The sequence below is a fragment of the Kitasatospora sp. NPDC051170 genome (genome assembly GCF_044455705.1).
GTDB lineage: Bacteria > Actinomycetota > Actinomycetes > Streptomycetales > Streptomycetaceae > Kitasatospora.
Genome location: NZ_JBITFA010000001.1, coordinates 718,038 through 733,997, shown reverse-complemented (window position 1 = coordinate 733,997; position 15,960 = coordinate 718,038). Strand labels below are relative to the sequence as shown.

Below are 15,960 nucleotides of genomic sequence, written 5' to 3'. Positions count from 1 at the left end.
GTCGCAGCTGCGAGGTGCGCCCGTGCATGAGCTGAACGCAACCAGCCAATCCCGCCCCGGAGTTGCCGAGGCCGTCAGTCGCGGCCTCTCCGCCCGCGCCGCCGTGGTCGCCCTGCGGCTCGCCCGGCTGCTCGAGTCCACCTGCGACCAGGAGACCGCCGAGGACCTTGTCGGCTTCCTCCGCAGCTGGGCCGAGGCGGCAGCCGAGGAGGCGCAGCCGTACGCAGCCGACGCCGAGCCCGTCCACCGCCTCGTCTCCCGCCTCGACCTCACCGGCCCCGAGCTCGACCTGCTTCTCCTCGCCGGACTCCCGGAGGAGCACGAGGGCATGGCGCGGATCTTCCGCACCATGCACCCGCGCGGCGACTCCCACCCGAGCGTCGGCCTGGCCGCCCTGCTGCTCGGCGAGGGCCCGCACCGCGAGGCGACCGCCGGCCCGTCCGTCGACCGGGTGGCGCTGCGCGCGCTGCTGCACGAGGGCGTGGCCGTCCGCAGCGGCGTCCTCGCGATCACCGGCGAGGGGACGTTCCACGACCGCAGTCTCCGCCTCGCCGACCAGCTGTGGGAGGCCCTGCACGGCTGCGCGGCCTGGCCGGCCGCCCTGACGGAGGTGGAGGTCGGGCCGCCGGTCGCGGGCCTGGAGGGTTGGTTGGCCCGTCCGGCCGCCCAGCGCGCCGTGGCTGCTCTGCGGTCCTCCGCGCCGCGCACGGTGATCGTGACCGCGCACGACGAGACGGTCGCGCTGAGCCGCTGCGCCGCCCTGGCGCGCGCCGCCGGTCTGCGGCCGGTGGCGGGCCGCACCCGCGCCGAGTACCCGTCCGGCCTGGGCCTGCTGGGCCTGCACGCGGCGGCCCGTGGCGGGGTGCCCGTCCTGGTGGCGCCGCGGCCGGAGGAGGGGGCGGGGCCGACGCTGCTGGATCTGCGCCGGGTGGTCGGGCCGATCCTGATCTGTGCGGAGCCGGGTGCGGTAAGGCCGGGGCCTGAACGAGCGGTGCTGACCGTCCCCGTCGGCCCGATCGACACCGAGGACCGCCGGGCCGCCTGGCGGGCCGCCCTGCCGGACGCGGCCGGTCAGGCCCCGGAACTGGCCGCCCGTCACCCGTTGGACCCGGCGCTGACGGCACAGGTCGCACTGGACGTGCACAGCGGCGCCGAACTCGCGCCGGACGGTGAGCCGGCGGACGTCTCCGCCGCGATCCGGGCGAGGGCGGGCGCCGTCCTGCCGCCCGGGGTGGACCTGCTGAGCCCGAGTGCGCCCTGGGGGCGGCTGGTGCTCGCGGAGGAGTCGGACCGCCAACTGCGCGACGCCGTCTCCCGGTTGGCGTACCAGTCGCTGGTCCTGGACGACTGGCGGCTGCGCGAGAGCGCCCGCGCGGACCGGGGGGTGCGGCTGCTGTTCAGCGGTGCCCCGGGCACGGGCAAGTCGCTCGCCGCCGAGGTGCTCGCGACGGCCGCCGGGACGGACCTGCTGGTGGTGGACGTGTCGCGGGTGGTCTCGAAGTGGATCGGGGAGACGGAGAAGAACCTCTCCGCCGCCTTCGACGCCGCGGAGCGGATGCAGGCGGTGCTGTTCCTCGACGAGGCGGACGCGCTGTTCGGGACGCGAACGGAGATCTCGGAGGCCAACGACCGGTTCGCCAACCTGGAGACGGCCTACCTCCTCCAGCGGCTGGACCGCTTCGACGGCCTCGCGGTGCTGGCGACCAACCTGCGGCAGAACATCGACGCCGCGTTCGTCCGCCGGATGGACTTCGTGGTCTCCTTCGACCTCCCGGGCGAGCCGGACCGGCACCGGCTGTGGCGGTTGCACCTGCCGGCCGCCGTACGGGACGAGGACGTCGACCTCTCGGCGCTCGCCCACCGCTACCCCGTGCCGGGCGGCTGGATCCGCAACGCCGCGATCGCGGCCGCCTTCCGCGCGGCGGAGGACGGTGGGCGGGTCGGCCAGCGGCAGCTGATCGACGCGATGCGCCGGGAGTACGCCAAGGCGAACCGGCCGTTCCCGGCGGAGTCGGCCGCCCCACCCGGGGCGGTCGCGGACGAGCGGGCGCTGCGGGCGCTCGGCGCGGCCACCGGCGGGCCCACCAGGGAGGAGAGACCATGACGGCGCTCGGCAGCAGCAGCGCACCGTGCGGCTGCGGCGGTACGACGACCACGGCGGAGACCGGCCCATGCGGCCCCTGCGGGGGCGCCACCGCGAGCAGCCCCGGCGCCGCCGACCCCTGCAAGCAGGGCGACCTGCCCGTCACCCCGTTCCAGTCCCTGCGGGTGGCCTTCGGCATGCTGCTCGGCGAGGACGACTTCCGGGTGCTGATGGGCAATCCGCGCGGCAAGCAGATGCTGCACGCCGCCTGGCTGCACGGCCCCGGCGTGCTCTGGGGGTACGGGGTCAGGCTGGACGCCGACGGGGACCGGCTGCACGTCTCGCCGGGCCTCGCGGTGGACGGCTGGGGGCGCGAACTCGCCCTGGAGGCCGAGGGGTGCCCGTCGCTGGTCGCCTGGGCGACCCGCTGGGCCACCGACCACCCGGCGCCGGCCGGCACCCAGACGGACCCCTGCGCGGCGGAGGGCCGCAGCGTGACGGCCTGGCTGGTGGCCGAGTTCGGCACCTGCGCGAGCCGCCCGGTCCCGGCCCTGGCCGACCCGTGCGACGTCACCCGCCGCCACGACGACTACTCCCGCGTCGTCGAGACCGTCCGGCTGGCGATCCGGCTGGACGAGCCGCCCCGGCGCCGCCCGTACCACCGCGTCCGGGTGCTGTTCGGGCTGGACGAGGTCGCCGGTCCGCAGGACGCGGCGGGCCGTCAGGGAGCCGAGGCGGCCGACCGCGTCCGGTCCGCCCCGCCCGGCCGACGGGCGCAGCAACTCCTCGCCGAGTTCAGCCAGTTGGCGGCCTTTGACGCGATCGAGGACGGGCCCGAGCAGGAGGAGGGCGACTCCTGCCCGCAGCTGTTCCCGGTGGCGGAGGACCACGCGCCGGTGGTGCTCGCGAAGCTGACCTTCGACGTGGTCACCAGGCCCGGCGGGGTGGGCGTCGAGAACGTCGGGATCCGCCGGCAGGCGCGGACGGCGCTGCTGCCGACCGGCGCGATCCAGGAACTGCTGTGCGGGCTGGCCCCCGCCCTGCTCGGCGAGACCCTGCGGGAGGACGCCGGGGGGCCGCGCCTCGATCCGGGCTCGCTGCGCTGGTCCCGGGGCAACACCTGCCTGAGCTTCTGCTTCGACAGGCCCGTGGACCGCGCCTCGCTGGCCCAGGCGCTCAGCGTCACCTCGCTCTCCGCGCACGGCGCGGGCTGGGCGGCGAGCACGGTGGCCGGGGTGCGGCTGACCGACGGCGACACCCGGGCCGTCGTCGACCTCGACCAGGCGCCCGCCCACCCGCTGGTCCGCGTCCTGATTCGGGGCACCGGCCCGCAGCCCTGCTACGGGACGGACCCGATGGTGCCGTTCGCCGGCCTCAAGGACGGTCCGGCGGCGGGCGGGGACGACGGCCACGACGCCGTGGTCACCGCAGAGTTGAACCAGACCGCCGAGGCCGGGAGGGCCGACTCATGACCATCGCCGACAGTGCGGCCCCGGCCGCCGCCACCACCACCCCGACCGGCACGCCCGACGGGAACTCCGACGGCACCCCCGCGACGGCGGGCGGCGGCATCGACCGGCTGCACCCCTTCGACGGGCTGTTCCTGCGCGCGGAGCACCTGGACCAGATCCAGGACTACGCCCGGGAGTTCGGCGCGGCCATCGGCCGCTCCGGCGGCCCCGGCGTGGTCGAGGGCTTCCAGGTCTTCATCGAGCGGGGCGAGTTGCAGGTCGGCGCCGGGCTGGCGATCGACTCGGCGGGCAGGCCGCTTCGCTCCGGGCGGCAGGTGTCGCTGCCGCTGAAGACCCTCAAGCCGGAGAACGACACCTTCTGGTGGGTGGTGGCCTCCCGGGCGAACTGGAACTACGGCGACACCGCCGTCCAGGGCCTGCTGTGCGAGGACCCGTGCGCCGGCGGCACGACCAACAAGCAGTTCACGGCCGAGGGCGTCCGCCTCGACCTGGTGCCCGACACGCTCCCCGGCCTCGGCGCGGCGAAGGACTCCAACCGCCGGAACCTGCTGGCCTCCTGGCTGTTCGGGCAGGAGCAGAAGTCCGACACGCCCTGGCTCGCCACCCCGGCCGCGCTGCCCGTCGACTGGGAGCCGCCGGTGGTCTACGGGCGCCCGCCCGTCCGGCTGGCCGTGGTGATCCCGATCGGGAACAACCCCGCGCAGTGGGTGGTCGACGCCTGGTCCGCCCGCCGGGAGGTCGGTGCGCCGCCGCCGGAGCGGTGGTGGCAGGGGCGGCTGGGGATGCGGCCGTGGAACGTCTTCGCCGCCCAGATCCTCCAGTTCGAGGCCCAGTTGGCCGAGTGGCGGGCCGATCCGGCGGTCTCGGCGGTGGCGAACGCGGCAGCCGAGGAGGAACTGGCGCACACGCGTGCGGAGTTGATGGAGATCGTGGAGAAGGCCGCGGGCACCCGTTCCCAGGTCGCCCTGGCGATGAAGGCCAAGGTCGAGGAGGCGATCGAGAACGTCGGCCGCCGGATCGCCGACGCGCAGGCCGCCCAGGCGCTGCCCCAACCCCCGCTGGCCGACCGGGGGTTCGCCGACCTACCGCCCGCCGGGTACCTGCCGGTGCAGGTCTCCTCCGGAGGGTCCGCCGCTGCCACCGCTGCCACCGTCGCCGCGAGCGGGCTGCACCAGGAGGTGGTCAGGCTCCTCGGCCAGCAGCTGAACCTGCGCTTCTGTCACGGCACCCCGGCCGACATCGCCGGGGCCGTTCAGCAGGCCCAGCACCGCGCCCGCATCACCCTCCAGAGCGCCGCCGACGTGGACATCCTGGTGCCGGTCTCGGACTTCGCGGACTCCGGAGGCATCGCGGACACGGGCGGCTGGACGGGCGGGTGGGTCGCGTTCGTGCGGCAGAACCGGCTCTCCTGCTCGAGCGGCCGGTAGGGGTGAGACCCGTGGACGAGGAGCAACCGCCCTACGCCGGGCTGTGCGTGGTGCGGGTGGAGCCGCAGGCGTCGGGGCGCTTCCTGATCACGGTGACGGCCAGCACCGACCTGCGCCGCGCCTCCGCCGAGTCGCGCGGCCGGGCGACCGACGCGGGGGCGGTGCTGACGATGGTGGCGGACTTCCTGCGGGGCTGCCGGGTCGCGAGTGGACAGAGCTGAGGAGGAGTACGGAGGGACCGGGACGGGCAAGCCCCATTCGATTGCGCACCGTGACGACACGGTGACGACATCGCCCATAGCATCGGGGGGCCGGGCTTCGAGCGGGAGGACCGTCATGCTTGCTCCGTCTCTGGAATCGCCGAACCTGACCACACCTCAGGACGACGCGCCGATCCTGCACCTCTTCGGCACTCCCCGGGTGGTGCATGCGGGCCGCCGCCTGGAGGTTCCCGAAGGCAGCAAGCGGCTGCTCGCCTTCGTCGCCCTCAACGGCGGCTGGGTCGAACGCCGCCACGCCGCCGGAACGCTCTGGCCGCTGGGCGACGACCTGCGCGCCGCGGGCAACCTCCGCTCGGCGCTCTGGCGCCTCAAGGCGGCCGGAATCGACGTTCTCGATTCCGACAAGTGTTCACTCTCCGTGCGCGAGCACACCGTCGTCGACCTGAACGTGCTCTGCGACTGGGCCGGCCGCCTGATCGCCGGCACCGCCACCTCCGAGGACCTCCACACCTTCCGCTGGCGGGCCGACGCGCTCGACCTGCTGCCCGGCTGGTACGACGACTGGGTGCTCATCGAGCGCGAGCGCATCCGCCAGCGGCTCCTCCACGGCCTGGAGGCGCTCAGCCGCCACCTCGTCGCGGCCGGCCGCTGCGCGGAGGCGGTGGAGTCCGCGATGGTCGCCGTCGGCGTCGAACCGCTGCGCGAGAGCGCCCAACGCGTCCTGATCGAGGCCCACTTGGCCGAGGGCAACCTCGTCGAGGCCCTGCGCACCTACGACACCTACCACGGCCTCACCCGCCGCGAACTCGGCGTCGAACCCGGCCGCGACCTCTCCATGCTCCTGCGCACCCACTGCGACGCCGTCCACCTCCCGCGCATCCCGCCACCGGGCGCCCGGCAAAGCTGACATTCAGTCAAATGACTGATGTCCAATGGTGATTCAGGCATGAGGCCCCGGTCAGGCAGGGGAGCGATTCGGGCCAGTGGGTGGAGGGGACCGGCGGCACGAGGAGCCGCCGAAGTCGGACAAGCCGATGCCTTCCACTTCCGGCGACCTGAGCAAGGACACGGAGTGAGTCGGAGCGCAGGCCCACGGCGGCGATCTCCGCTGTTCGTAGGATGGGGGCAGCTCCTCCGGGAGGAAGTCCGCGCCGGAGGTCCCATGTCGCAGCACGCCAACCGCCGACTGCTGGGCCGTGCGCGGGAGGTGGAGGTGCTGGACCGGCTGCTGCGCGAGGTGCGCGACGGGCGCAGCCGGGTGCTGGTGCTGCGGGGCGAGGCCGGGGTGGGGAAGTCGGCGCTGCTCGACCATCTCGCCGGGAGGGCCGCCCAGGCGGAGGCGCAGGTCACGCGCGCGGTCGGTGTGGAGGCCGAGTCGGAGTTCGCGTACTCGGCGCTTCAGCAGCTCTGCGTCCCGCTGCTGCCGCAGCTCGACCGGCTGCCGGAGGCCCAACAGGACGCGCTGCGCGTGGCGTTCGGCCTGAGCGCGGGCAGCCCGCCCGAGATGCTGGTGGTCGGGATGGCGGTGCTGGGCCTGCTCGCGGAGGCGGCGGCCGGGGCGCCGGCGGTGTGCCTGGTGGACGACGCTCAGTGGGTGGACCTGATGTCCCGCCGGATCCTGGCGTTCGTCGCGCGGCGGATGGACGCGGAGTCGGTGGCGCTGGTGTTCGCCGAGCGGGTCGTGGACGGGCGGGAGGAGGAGGACTTCCGGGGACTGCCGGAGCTCCCCCTGCGCGGGCTGGCCGACGCCGAGGCCCGGGTGCTGCTGGACGGTGTGCTGCCGGGGCCGGTCGACGCCCGGGTACGGGACCGGATCGTGGCCGAGACCGGCGGGAATCCGCTGGCGCTGCTGGAGCTGCCGAGGGGCCTGTCGCCGGTGGAGCTGGCGTTCGGCTTCGGCGGGCCGGGGGCCCGTCCGCTGGCGAGCCGGCTGGAGGACGGGTTCCGGCGGCGGGTCGACGCGCTGCCGGTCGACGCGAGGGCGCTGCTGGTGGTCGCGGCCGTCGAACCGGTGGGCGACGGCCCGCTGTTGTGGCGGGCGCTGGGTCTGCTGGGCATCGGGCTGGAGGCCGCCGCGGCGGCGGAGGCCGCGGACCTGATCACCTGGGGCGCCTCGATCCGGTTCCGGCACCCGCTGGTGCGCTCGGCCGTCTGGCGGGGCGCGGACGCCGCCGCCCTGCGCTCGGCGCACCGCGTGCTCGCCGAGGCGATGGACGCCGGGCGCGACCCCGACCGCAGGGCCTGGCACCGGGCCCATGCCGCCGTCGGGCCGGAGGAGGAGGTCGCGGCCGCGCTGGAGCGCTCCGCCGACCGGGCCCTGGCACGCGGCGGGCGGGCCGCTGCGGCCTCCTTCCTGGAGCGGGCCGCAGCGCTCAGCCCCGATCCGGCGGAGCGGGCGCGGCGCGCGCTGGCGGCCGCGGACGCCCAGCTGGCGGCGGGTGTGCCCGCCCGGGTGCCGGACCTGCTCGCCGCCGCCGAACTGGGGCCGCTGGACGGGCTGCAGCGGGCCCGGGCGGGCTGGCTGCGGGCGAGGGCGTCGTCCATGACCGACCCGGGGCCGGGCGCCGTGAAGCCGCTGCTCGACGCGGCCGGCCGGCTCAGGGACCTCGACCCGGCCGTCGCCCGGAAGACCTGTCTGGACGCGTTCGCGGCGGCCTTCCGGGCCGGCCGCCACGACGGGGACGGGCCGAGGCGGGTCGCCGAGGCCGCCGGTGACCTGGCGCCCGGCGAGGGGTCGGCGGGGGCCTTCCTCGGCGCCCTGGTCGCCTGGAGTACGGACGGGCCGGCCGCGGCCTTCCCGCTGCTGGCGCGGGCGTTGGGCTCCCTGGCGGACGAGGAGGACCCGTCGGTCCTGTGGGCTGCCGTGAACGCCGCCGCCGAACTGGGCGACCTGGCGGCCTGGTTGGACGTCACCGACCGGGCGGTGAGTTTCGCCCGGACGACGGGGACGCTGTCGGTCCTCTCGATGGTGCTGCCCCACCGGGCGGCCGCGCTGGGCTTCGCGGGGCGCTTCTCCGACGCGGAGGACCTGCTCGCCGAGGCTGCCGCGATCGAGCGGACCACCGGTGTCCTGCCGCGCATGACGGCCCTGACCGGCGCCTACCGGGGCCGGGAACGAGCCGCCCTGGACCTGATCGAGGCGATGGAACGCGACGGCGAACTGCCCGGCCTGGGTCGGCTCACCGGCATGGCCGCGTACGCGCGGGCCGTGCTCCACAACGGCCTGGGCAACTACCCGCTCGCCATGGAGGCCGCCCTGCGCAGCGCCGAGTACCGGGACCTCAACGTGCACCGCTGGGCGAGCACCGAACTGGTCGAGGCTGCCGTCCGGGCCGGCCACCCCGAGGTCGCGGCCCGGGCGCGCGAGCAGCTGGCCGACTGGGCCCTCGCCGGCACGCCCTGGGCCCTCGGCGCGCTGGCCCTCGCCGACGCCCTGACCGGAGAGCCCGAGCGGGCCGAGGACCGCTACCGCGAGGCCCTCGACCACTTCGCCCGGGGCGGGATCGCCGTCTCCGGGATCCGCGCCCGCCTGCTGCTGGGGGAGTGGCTGCGCCGGCGGAACCGGCGCGCCCAGGCCCGTACCGAACTGCGGGCGGCCTACGAGGCGGCGGAGGCGACGGGCATGGAGGCGTTCGCCGAACGGGCCCGCCGCGAACTGCTCGCCACCGGCGAGACCGTGCGCAAACGGACCCCCGGCGCACCGGTCCTGACCCCGCAGGAGGCGCAGATCGCGCGCCTCGCCGCCGCCGGGCACCCGAACGCGGAGATCGGCTCGCGGCTGTTCCTCAGCCCCCGGACGGTGGAGTGGCACCTGCGGAAGGTCTTCGTGAAGCTGGGGATCTCCTCCCGCCGCGAGATCGAGGGCGCTACCGCCGCCTCCGCTGGCTGACCCGGGCGGTCACAGGTGGTCGGCGTCCACCACGGCCTGGGCGAAGGCGGTCGGCGCCTCCTGCGGTGCGTTGTGGCCGATGCCGGGCAGGAGCCGGTGCTCGTAGGGGCCGGTGAAGTACTTCCGGTACCCGCTGCCGTCGGTCGTGGGCAGGAATGGGTCGAGGGCGGGGTCGACGGCGATGGCCGGCACGGTGACGGGCGGTCGCGCCGCGAGCCGCCGCTCGTACGGCTCGTAGCGGGGCTCGCCGTCGGCCAGGCCCAGGCGCCAGCGGTAGTTGTGGATGACGACGGCGGCGTAGTCGGGGTTCTCGAAGGCCGTGGCGGTGCGCTGGAAGGTGGCGTCGTCGAACTTCCAGGTGGGGGAGGTCTCCTCCCAGACCAGGCGGCACAGGTCGTTCCGGTACTTCTCCGTCTCCATGGCGACGCGGCCCCGGTCGGTGGCGAAGTAGTACTGGTACCACCAGGTGTGCTCGGCCTTCGCCGGCAGCGGGTTGCGCTGCGCGGCGAGGTCGACGATGAGGTAACCGCTCACCGCCACCAGGGCCTTGACCCGCTCCGGCCACAGCGCGGCGACGGTGGAGGCGGCCCGCGAGCCCCAGTCGAAGCCCGCGAGCACCGCCTTGTGGATCCTGAGGGCGTCCATCAGGGCGATGACGTCCAGGCCGACGGCGGCCTGCTGCCCGGTGCGGGCGGTGGTCGGGGAGAGGAAGGCGGTGGTGCCGTGGCCGCGCAGGTACGGCACGATCACCCGGTACCCGGCGTCGGCGAGCAGGGGCGCCACGTCGGCGTAGCTGTGGATGTCGTACGGCCAGCCGTGCAGGCAGATGACCACGGGCCCGTGCTTCGGCCCCACCTCCGCGTAGCCGACGTCGAGCACACCGGCGCGGATCCGCTTCAGGTCGCTGAACCCGGTGTGCGTGCCCGGGGTGATGGCCGGGATGACCGGGGCCGGACGGCGGGGTGGGGAGGCGAAGGCAGGCGAGGCGAAGGCAGGCGAGGCCGATACGGCTGTGGCGCCGGCGCCGAGACCGACCGCCCTGGTGAACGTACGCCTGTTGATCATGTCCGAGGTCCTTTCGCAGGTGTCTCTCTCTGGTTCGGTCGCCTGTCAGGCCGGACTCGCCCCGGCAACCACCGGTCACGATCCCGGAACCGCGGGCCCGTCGAGCCCGTGCCGGACCCTGGCCGGTACCCGGGCCAGGGGGACCAGTGCCCGGCACGGGCTCGACGGGATGCCCGTGGCGGCGAGCCTGAGGACAGCCGTACAGCACACGAGGAAGGGAACACCTGCCATGGCCGTCAGCCGGTGGCGCCCAGCTGGGCCAGCAGCGTCTCGTTGTCCTCGAGGTGCCAGTCCTCGACGATCCTGTCCGCGCCGACGTGCTGGATGTCGATGGCGTTGAACTCGACGCTCTGGCCCTTGCCCCGGGCACCGTCGAAGGTGCCGGTGAAGTGGCCGCGGAAGACCAGCCGGGCGGTGATCCTGTCCCCGGCGACCAGCACGTCGGACAGCTCGCAGGTCAGGTCGGGGACGGCCGCGCGGAAGTTCTTCGAGGCGAAGACCGGGCCGGCGGGGCCCTGGGGACGGCCGGCGGGCAGGGTGTCGTCCCTGAACTCCGGGCTGATCGCCGCGTCCAGGTACCGCTGCTGCCCGGTGTTCCAGAACGTGTACAACTGCTGGGCCAGGCGGACCTCCTGGGCCGCTCGCCGTTCGCCGATCGAGCGGTCCACGGTGAGCGCCTTCGGCTGGACGAGATCGGGCGAGCGGTCGACGAGGCGCTGCGGCCAGGCGTGCGACGGCCCGTGCGACGGCTCGTGCGGCCGGTCCTCGCGGGCCTGGGCGGCCGCGGCGGTGCCGCCCGCCAGGAGCGCCAGCGCGGTGGTGACGGCGGCGGCTCGGAGCAGGGTGGATGTGCGCATGGGGGTGACTCCTTGACGTTGAAGCGGGCGGACGGGCCGGGGCTCAGACGAGCCGGCCGCCGCCGTCGACGTGGAGGACGGTGCCGGTGACGTACGGGTTGTCGATCGCGTAGAGGACGGCCTTGACCAGGTCCTCCGGCGTGCCGACGCGGCGGGCCGGGTTGCGCTCGGCCACCCCGCGCAGGAAGGCGTCCTTCTCGGTGCCCAGGCCGTCCCAGGAGCCGGTGTCGACGATGCCGGGGGAGACGGCGTTGACCCGGACGGGGGCGATCTCCACCGCCAGGGCCTGCACGAGGAAGGCCAGGGCGCCGTTGGTGGTGGCCATCACCGTGCGGGCCAGCGCCGGGCGCCAGGCGGCGACGCCGGAGAAGAAGGTGAACGAGCCGTGCTCGGACGCCTGGCCGGCCAGGTGCTTGGCCAGCAGCAGCGGGCCGATCACCTTGGCGGCGAACGCCCGCTGCACGTCGGCGAGTTCGAGGTCCTTGAGCGGGCCGTTGGCCGGCAGGGCGGCGGTCGAGACGAGGTGGTCGAACCGGCCGGTCCGCGCGGCGAGGCCCGCGATCGACCGCTCGTCGGTGAGGTCGAGCGTGACCACCTCGGACGGCCCGGACAGCTCGCCGGCCGTCCACTCCAGCTTGCGCGGGTCCGGGCCGGCCAGCACGACCGAGGCGCCGGCCGCCGAAGCGGCCACGGCCAGGGCCCGGCCGGTGCGCGAACCCGCGCCCACCACGACGAGGCGCTGCCCCTGCAGCGAGGTGTCAAGGGAGGTGTCAAGCGAGGTGTCGACGGACATGGGAGTGCTCCTTCGAGTCATCGGGGATCGGCCACCCGCCGCTTCCCGGCGGTGGCCACGTCCTCGACCCTCTCCCGGCCTGCGGTGATGAGTCCAAGGCTTGTTTTCTAGCGCTGCCATAAGATCTGTTCATGGCAAAGCCGACGCTCAGGCAGTTCGAGTACCTGGTCACCGTGGTCGACACCGGCTCCTTCACCCGCGCGGCCGAGCAGCTGCACGTCACCCAACCCGCGCTCTCCCACCAGATGCGGGCCCTGGAGAGCGCGCTCGGCGGCCCGCTGCTCGAACGCCTGCCCCGCTCGGTGCGGCTCACCCCGACGGGCCGGGCGGTGCTGCCGCACGCCCGCGCCGCGCTGGCCGAGGCCGGACGCCTGGAGGCGGTGGCCCGGCGGGCGGCCGGTCTGGAGGAGGGTGAGCTGGAGGTCGCCGCCATCTACTCGGTGAGCCTGGGCATCCTGCCGCCCGTTCTGCGCGCCTGGCACCGGCGGCATCCCGGCGTCCGCATCCGGCTGCGCGAGTACCCGCATGCCGACCGGCTCCAGGAGGCCATGGCCGCGGGCCGCGCCGACCTCGCCATCGGCCCCGAGCCGGCCGGCTGGGAGGGGCCGATCCGCGAGCTCGGCGTCGAGGAGTTCACGATCGTCCTGCCCGCTACCGACCCGCTGGCCATGGTCACGCCCGCCACCGGCCGTACGGCCACCGTCGCGCTCGCCGACCTGGCCGACCGCGCCTGGGTCCACTACGCCCCGGACAACGGCCTCGCCGAACTCCTCGACCAGGCGTGCGCCCGCGCGGGCTTCCACCCCCGGGCGGCCGTCCGCGCCGAGCAGACCTCCGCCGCACCCCTGCTCGCCGCCGCCGGTCTCGGCCCGGCCCTGGTGCCCGCCAGCATCGTCCCGCCGCAGTTCGACGGCCTCCTCCTGCGCCCCGACCCCCCGATCCGCCGCACCCTCACCGCCTACACCCGCACCCGCCCCGACCCCCTCACCGTCGCCTTCGCCGACCTCCTCGCCCACCGAACCCACGTCGGCCCGACGCCGGAATGACGCCGGCCCGACGCCGGAGCAACGCCGGAGCAACGGGCCGCGCGGGCGGCGGCACTGAGGCCGCCGCCCGCGCGGGTGTCGTGGAAGCGGCGCGTCAGACCAGCCGCCAGAGGTGGTCCGGGGTGCGGTTCCATCGAGCGCGAACTCCTCAGGATCCTCTCCACGGGCCTCACCGACGAGGGCGCCGCCAAACGCCTCGGCGTCTCCCTGCGCACCGTCAAGCGCCGCATGGAGGACCTGATGCGCCGCCTCGACGCCGGCTCCCGCTTCGAGACCGGCTTCAAGGCCGGCTTCAAGGCAGGCCGCCGCGGCTGGCTCTGAAGCCCGGTCGTCCGAGGCTCAGCGGGCGGCGCGCGGGCGTTCGCGGGCGGCTTCGGCCTTCTCGTCGTCGAGGGCGCCGTTCAGGACGGTGTCGAGCAGGCCGGGGTAGCGGGCGTCCAGGTCCTCGCGGCGCAGGCGCAGCAGGTTCTCCCGGCCAGAGGGTTCCTGGTGGATGACGCCGCTTTCGCGCAGGACGCGCCAGTGGTGGGTCATGGTCGACTTCGAGGTCACGCCCAGGAGGGTGAGCACGCTGGTGCAGTTGTGCTCCCCGCCGGCGTCCAGGACCCGGACGACGGCGAGGCGCACCGGGCTGCCGAGGGCGGTGAGGACGTTCTCGATGCGGAGCTGCTCGCGTTCCGGGTGGTGGTAGCGCATGGTCCCACAGTACCGCGACCGTCGAACCATCAAGGGCCGTTACTTGCTTCGCAGTTCGAATGTACGTGAAGATGCGTACAGTCGTACTGTCGACCCGAGAGGGGCGTGCTCCCATGTCCGCTTCGTCCGCGCCGTCCGGTGGTGCCCGGCGCCTGGGCTGGACCCTGGCGTTACTGGCCCTGGCGCAACTGATCTTCGCGCTGGACCTCAACATCGTCTTCGTGGCGCTGCCCGAGATCGGCTCCGAACTCGGCTTCCCCGGCCAGACCCAGCAGCTCGTGGTCAGCGCCTACGTCGTCTTCGCCGGCGGCTTCCTGCTGTTCGGCGGCCGGGCCTCCGATCTGCTCGGGCGGCGGCGCGTCTTCGTCCTCGCGCTCGCCGTCTACGCCGTGTCCTCGCTGGCCGGGGGCCTGGCCGGCAGCCCCGGTGTGATCATCGGTGCCCGGATCGTCCAGGGGATCGGCGGCGCGCTGCTGCTGCCGTCCACGCTCTCGCTGATCAACACCCTCTTCGAGGAGGGCCCCAGGCGCAACCGCGCCCTCGCGGTGTGGGGCGGCGCCGGAGCCAGCGGCCTGACGGTGGGCGCGCTGCTCGGCGGCGTCCTCACCGAGAACTTCGGCTGGCCGGCCGTCTTCTACGTCAACGTCCCGCTCGCCGGCCTGGTCGCCCTCGCCGCGCTGATCGTCATCCCGCGCGACGAGCCCCGCGCCGAGCGGCGCCGCTTCGACCTGCCGGGCGCCCTCAGCGTCACGGCGGGCGCCACGCTGCTGGTCTTCGCCCTGGTCGAGGGGCCCGAACTCGGCTGGCTCAGCGGCTGGGTGACGGGCGCCTTCGTCACGGCCACGGCCCTGCTCGCCGCCTTCGTGCTCATCGAGACCCGCAGCGCGGACCCGCTGCTGCCGTTCCGGCTGTTCCGCAACCGCAGCCTGAGCGTGGGCGCGGCCGTCACGTTCGTCTACATGGCCACCTTCGGCGTCCTGCCGTACTTCCTGACCGTGCTGATGCAGACCGTCCACGGCTACGGCGCCCTGCGGACGGGCCTCGCCTTCCTCGTCCCCTCCGTCGCCATCGCCCTCGGCACCCAGCTGGGCGAGCGCCTCACCACCCGTACGGGACTGCGCCCGACCCTGCTCGGCGGCTTCCTGGTCGGCGCGATCGGCACGGCCGCCCTCGCGTTCGGCTTCGACGCCGACGCCGGGTACCTCGCCCTGCTGCCCGGGCTCGTCGTCTCCGGCCTCGGCCAGGGCGTGGTGTGGACGGCCATGTGGATCGCCGCCGCGACCGGCACCCCCGCGCACGAACAGGGCGTCGCCAACGGCGCCGCCTCCACGGCGCTCAACCTCGGCAACGCCATCGGCCTGGCCGTCTTCACCGTCGTCGCGGACGCCGGAAGCGAGGGCAAGGCCGGCGACGCGCTCACCAGGGCCACCGCCGACGGCGAGTTCCTCGTCGTGCTGCTCACGGCCCTCGGCATGGTCGTGGGCCTGCTGATCACCCTCGCCCTGCGCGAGCCGCCCGCTTCCGAGGCCCTTCGGCCCGCGGCCGAGGAACCCCTCCCGGCGCACCACCGCTGAGCCCGTCGGGCGCGCCACCCGCTCCGGGGGTGGCGCGCCCGACGCGGGTCAGTGCTCGCAGGCGACTCCGTCGCCGTCGCCGTCGAGTGCGGCGCGGTAGCCGGGGTCACCGCGGTGCAGCGGGGCCGCGCCGGCGGCCTTGGCCGCCTTGCAGTTGGCGTAGTACGCGGCGCCGCCTCCGCCGGAGGTGGAGCCCGAACCGCCGCTGCTGCTGCCGCCGCTCGATCCGCCCGTGGACCCGCTCGCCGGGCCTCCCGTCGAGCTGCCGGAGGTGCCGCTGCCGGGGCGGGTTTCGCAGGCGGTGCCGTCGCCGTCGGAGTCCAGGTCCGCGCGGTAGCCGGCGTCGCCCCGGTGCAGCGGGGCCGCGCCGGCCTTCCAGGCGGCGTCGCAGTTCGCGTAGTACACGTCCGCCTTCGGCGGGGTGGTCACCGGAGGGGCGGGTGCCTGCGTCGGGGGCGGCGTGGGAGTCGGCGTCGGCGTCGGGGTGGCCGTGGTGGTCGGGCTCGGGGGCGCGGTGGTCGGCGAAGGCGAGGGCGCCTCGGACGGCGCGGAGGAGGCCGCCGCCGTGGTCGCGGCGACGGGGTGGGCGACGGTGTCCGGCTTCTTCGGGTCCGCCAGCACGGCCGCGAACCAGATCAGGCAGTAGAGCCCGCCGACCACACTCACCGCCACCTTCGCCGGGCGCTTCCACGGCGACGTCCACAGCAGGATCAGGCCCACCGGCGGAAGGAAGATGAGCGCGAGGACGATCACCGCGGGTCGACGCCACCACGGACGGGCGCCCGGAGGCACCGGCGAAGGCAAAGAGCTGGTCATCGGTGAATCAAATCATCGCCT

14 protein-coding genes are annotated in these 15,960 nt (G+C 75.0%); 9 read left to right on the top strand and 5 right to left on the bottom strand.

What is annotated here, in order from left to right:
• Window positions 1-22 precede the first annotated feature (22 nt).
• The 6 genes from ACIBCA_RS03300 to ACIBCA_RS03275 all read left to right on the top strand — a co-directional run bounded on the left by ACIBCA_RS03300 (window position 23) and on the right by ACIBCA_RS03275 (window position 9,092).
• Window positions 23-2,104 carry an ATP-binding protein gene (locus ACIBCA_RS03300; protein WP_396281076.1) on the top strand — a complete coding sequence of 694 codons (2,082 nt, stop codon included), beginning with the start codon at window positions 23-25 and terminating at the stop codon, window positions 2,102-2,104.
• Window positions 2,101-3,555 (top strand): hypothetical protein, encoded by a 1,455-nt coding sequence (locus ACIBCA_RS03295; protein ID WP_396281075.1) that lies wholly within the window; start codon window positions 2,101-2,103, stop codon window positions 3,553-3,555. Before ACIBCA_RS03300 ends, ACIBCA_RS03295 begins: the two co-directional genes overlap by 4 nt.
• The gene (locus ACIBCA_RS03290) at window positions 3,552-4,982 is read left to right on the top strand and encodes a hypothetical protein (RefSeq protein ID WP_396281074.1); all 1,431 of its coding nucleotides are present in this window, start codon (window positions 3,552-3,554) and stop codon (window positions 4,980-4,982) included. The genes ACIBCA_RS03295 and ACIBCA_RS03290 overlap by 4 nt, the downstream gene beginning before the upstream one ends.
• Before the next feature lie 11 nt (window positions 4,983-4,993).
• On the top strand, window positions 4,994-5,203 hold the full coding sequence (locus ACIBCA_RS03285) for a hypothetical protein (RefSeq protein WP_396281073.1): 210 nt from the start codon (window positions 4,994-4,996) through the stop codon (window positions 5,201-5,203).
• Window positions 5,204-5,318: 115 nt separating this feature from the next.
• The gene (locus tag ACIBCA_RS03280) at window positions 5,319-6,110 is read left to right on the top strand and encodes a BTAD domain-containing putative transcriptional regulator (protein WP_396281072.1); all 792 of its coding nucleotides are present in this window, start codon (window positions 5,319-5,321) and stop codon (window positions 6,108-6,110) included.
• 255 nt (window positions 6,111-6,365) lie between these two features.
• Window positions 6,366-9,092, top strand: a complete 2,727-nt coding sequence (locus ACIBCA_RS03275) for an AAA family ATPase (protein ID WP_396281071.1) — start codon at window positions 6,366-6,368, stop codon at window positions 9,090-9,092.
• A gap of 9 nt (window positions 9,093-9,101) precedes the next feature.
• Here ACIBCA_RS03275 and ACIBCA_RS03270 read toward each other — a convergent pair whose 3' ends face one another.
• From ACIBCA_RS03270 to ACIBCA_RS03260, 3 genes are all read right to left on the bottom strand, one after another.
• Window positions 9,102-10,157 carry an alpha/beta fold hydrolase gene (locus ACIBCA_RS03270; RefSeq protein ID WP_396281070.1) on the bottom strand — a complete coding sequence of 352 codons (1,056 nt, stop codon included), beginning with the start codon at window positions 10,155-10,157 and terminating at the stop codon, window positions 9,102-9,104.
• 236 nt (window positions 10,158-10,393) lie between these two features.
• On the bottom strand, window positions 10,394-11,014 hold the full coding sequence (locus ACIBCA_RS03265; protein WP_396281069.1) for an ester cyclase: 621 nt from the start codon (window positions 11,012-11,014) through the stop codon (window positions 10,394-10,396).
• Between the two features lie 43 nt (window positions 11,015-11,057).
• Window positions 11,058-11,807 (bottom strand): SDR family oxidoreductase, encoded by a 750-nt coding sequence (locus ACIBCA_RS03260; RefSeq protein ID WP_396281068.1) that lies wholly within the window; start codon window positions 11,805-11,807, stop codon window positions 11,058-11,060.
• Between the two features lie 131 nt (window positions 11,808-11,938).
• Here ACIBCA_RS03260 and ACIBCA_RS03255 point away from each other — a divergent pair, with 131 nt between their 5' ends.
• Window positions 11,939-12,853 (top strand): LysR substrate-binding domain-containing protein, encoded by a 915-nt coding sequence (locus ACIBCA_RS03255; RefSeq protein WP_396281067.1) that lies wholly within the window; start codon window positions 11,939-11,941, stop codon window positions 12,851-12,853.
• A 75-nt stretch (window positions 12,854-12,928) separates the two neighbouring features.
• Entirely contained in the window at window positions 12,929-13,174 is a 246-nt protein-coding gene (locus ACIBCA_RS03250; protein WP_396281066.1) for a helix-turn-helix transcriptional regulator, read from the top strand.
• Window positions 13,175-13,192: 18 nt separating this feature from the next.
• On the opposite strand, the gene ACIBCA_RS03245 is transcribed toward ACIBCA_RS03250, so the two are convergent.
• The gene (locus ACIBCA_RS03245; protein WP_396281065.1) at window positions 13,193-13,549 is read right to left on the bottom strand and encodes an ArsR/SmtB family transcription factor; all 357 of its coding nucleotides are present in this window, start codon (window positions 13,547-13,549) and stop codon (window positions 13,193-13,195) included.
• A gap of 113 nt (window positions 13,550-13,662) precedes the next feature.
• On the opposite strand from ACIBCA_RS03245, the gene ACIBCA_RS03240 reads away from it, so the two are divergent.
• A complete protein-coding gene (locus tag ACIBCA_RS03240; protein ID WP_396281064.1) occupies window positions 13,663-15,123 on the top strand; it encodes an MFS transporter in 1,461 nt (486 codons plus the stop codon).
• A 48-nt stretch (window positions 15,124-15,171) separates the two neighbouring features.
• Here ACIBCA_RS03240 and ACIBCA_RS03235 read toward each other — a convergent pair whose 3' ends face one another.
• A complete protein-coding gene (locus tag ACIBCA_RS03235) occupies window positions 15,172-15,939 on the bottom strand; it encodes an excalibur calcium-binding domain-containing protein (RefSeq protein ID WP_396281063.1) in 768 nt (255 codons plus the stop codon).
• Window positions 15,940-15,960 lie beyond the last annotated feature (21 nt).

Coding starts and splice junctions, on each gene's coding strand:
- ACIBCA_RS03295 (WP_396281075.1), top strand. CDS start 2,101: ATGACGGCGCTCGGCAGCAGCAGCGCACCGTGCGGCTGCGGCGGTACG.
- ACIBCA_RS03290 (WP_396281074.1), top strand. CDS start 3,552: ATGACCATCGCCGACAGTGCGGCCCCGGCCGCCGCCACCACCACCCCG.
- ACIBCA_RS03280 (WP_396281072.1), top strand. CDS start 5,319: ATGCTTGCTCCGTCTCTGGAATCGCCGAACCTGACCACACCTCAGGAC.
- ACIBCA_RS03275 (WP_396281071.1), top strand. CDS start 6,366: ATGTCGCAGCACGCCAACCGCCGACTGCTGGGCCGTGCGCGGGAGGTG.
- ACIBCA_RS03270 (WP_396281070.1), bottom strand. CDS start 10,157: ATGATCAACAGGCGTACGTTCACCAGGGCGGTCGGTCTCGGCGCCGGC.
- ACIBCA_RS03265 (WP_396281069.1), bottom strand. CDS start 11,014: ATGCGCACATCCACCCTGCTCCGAGCCGCCGCCGTCACCACCGCGCTG.
- ACIBCA_RS03260 (WP_396281068.1), bottom strand. CDS start 11,807: ATGTCCGTCGACACCTCGCTTGACACCTCCCTTGACACCTCGCTGCAG.
- ACIBCA_RS03255 (WP_396281067.1), top strand. CDS start 11,939: ATGGCAAAGCCGACGCTCAGGCAGTTCGAGTACCTGGTCACCGTGGTC.
- ACIBCA_RS03245 (WP_396281065.1), bottom strand. CDS start 13,549: ATGCGCTACCACCACCCGGAACGCGAGCAGCTCCGCATCGAGAACGTC.
- ACIBCA_RS03240 (WP_396281064.1), top strand. CDS start 13,663: ATGTCCGCTTCGTCCGCGCCGTCCGGTGGTGCCCGGCGCCTGGGCTGG.
- ACIBCA_RS03235 (WP_396281063.1), bottom strand. CDS start 15,939: ATGACCAGCTCTTTGCCTTCGCCGGTGCCTCCGGGCGCCCGTCCGTGG.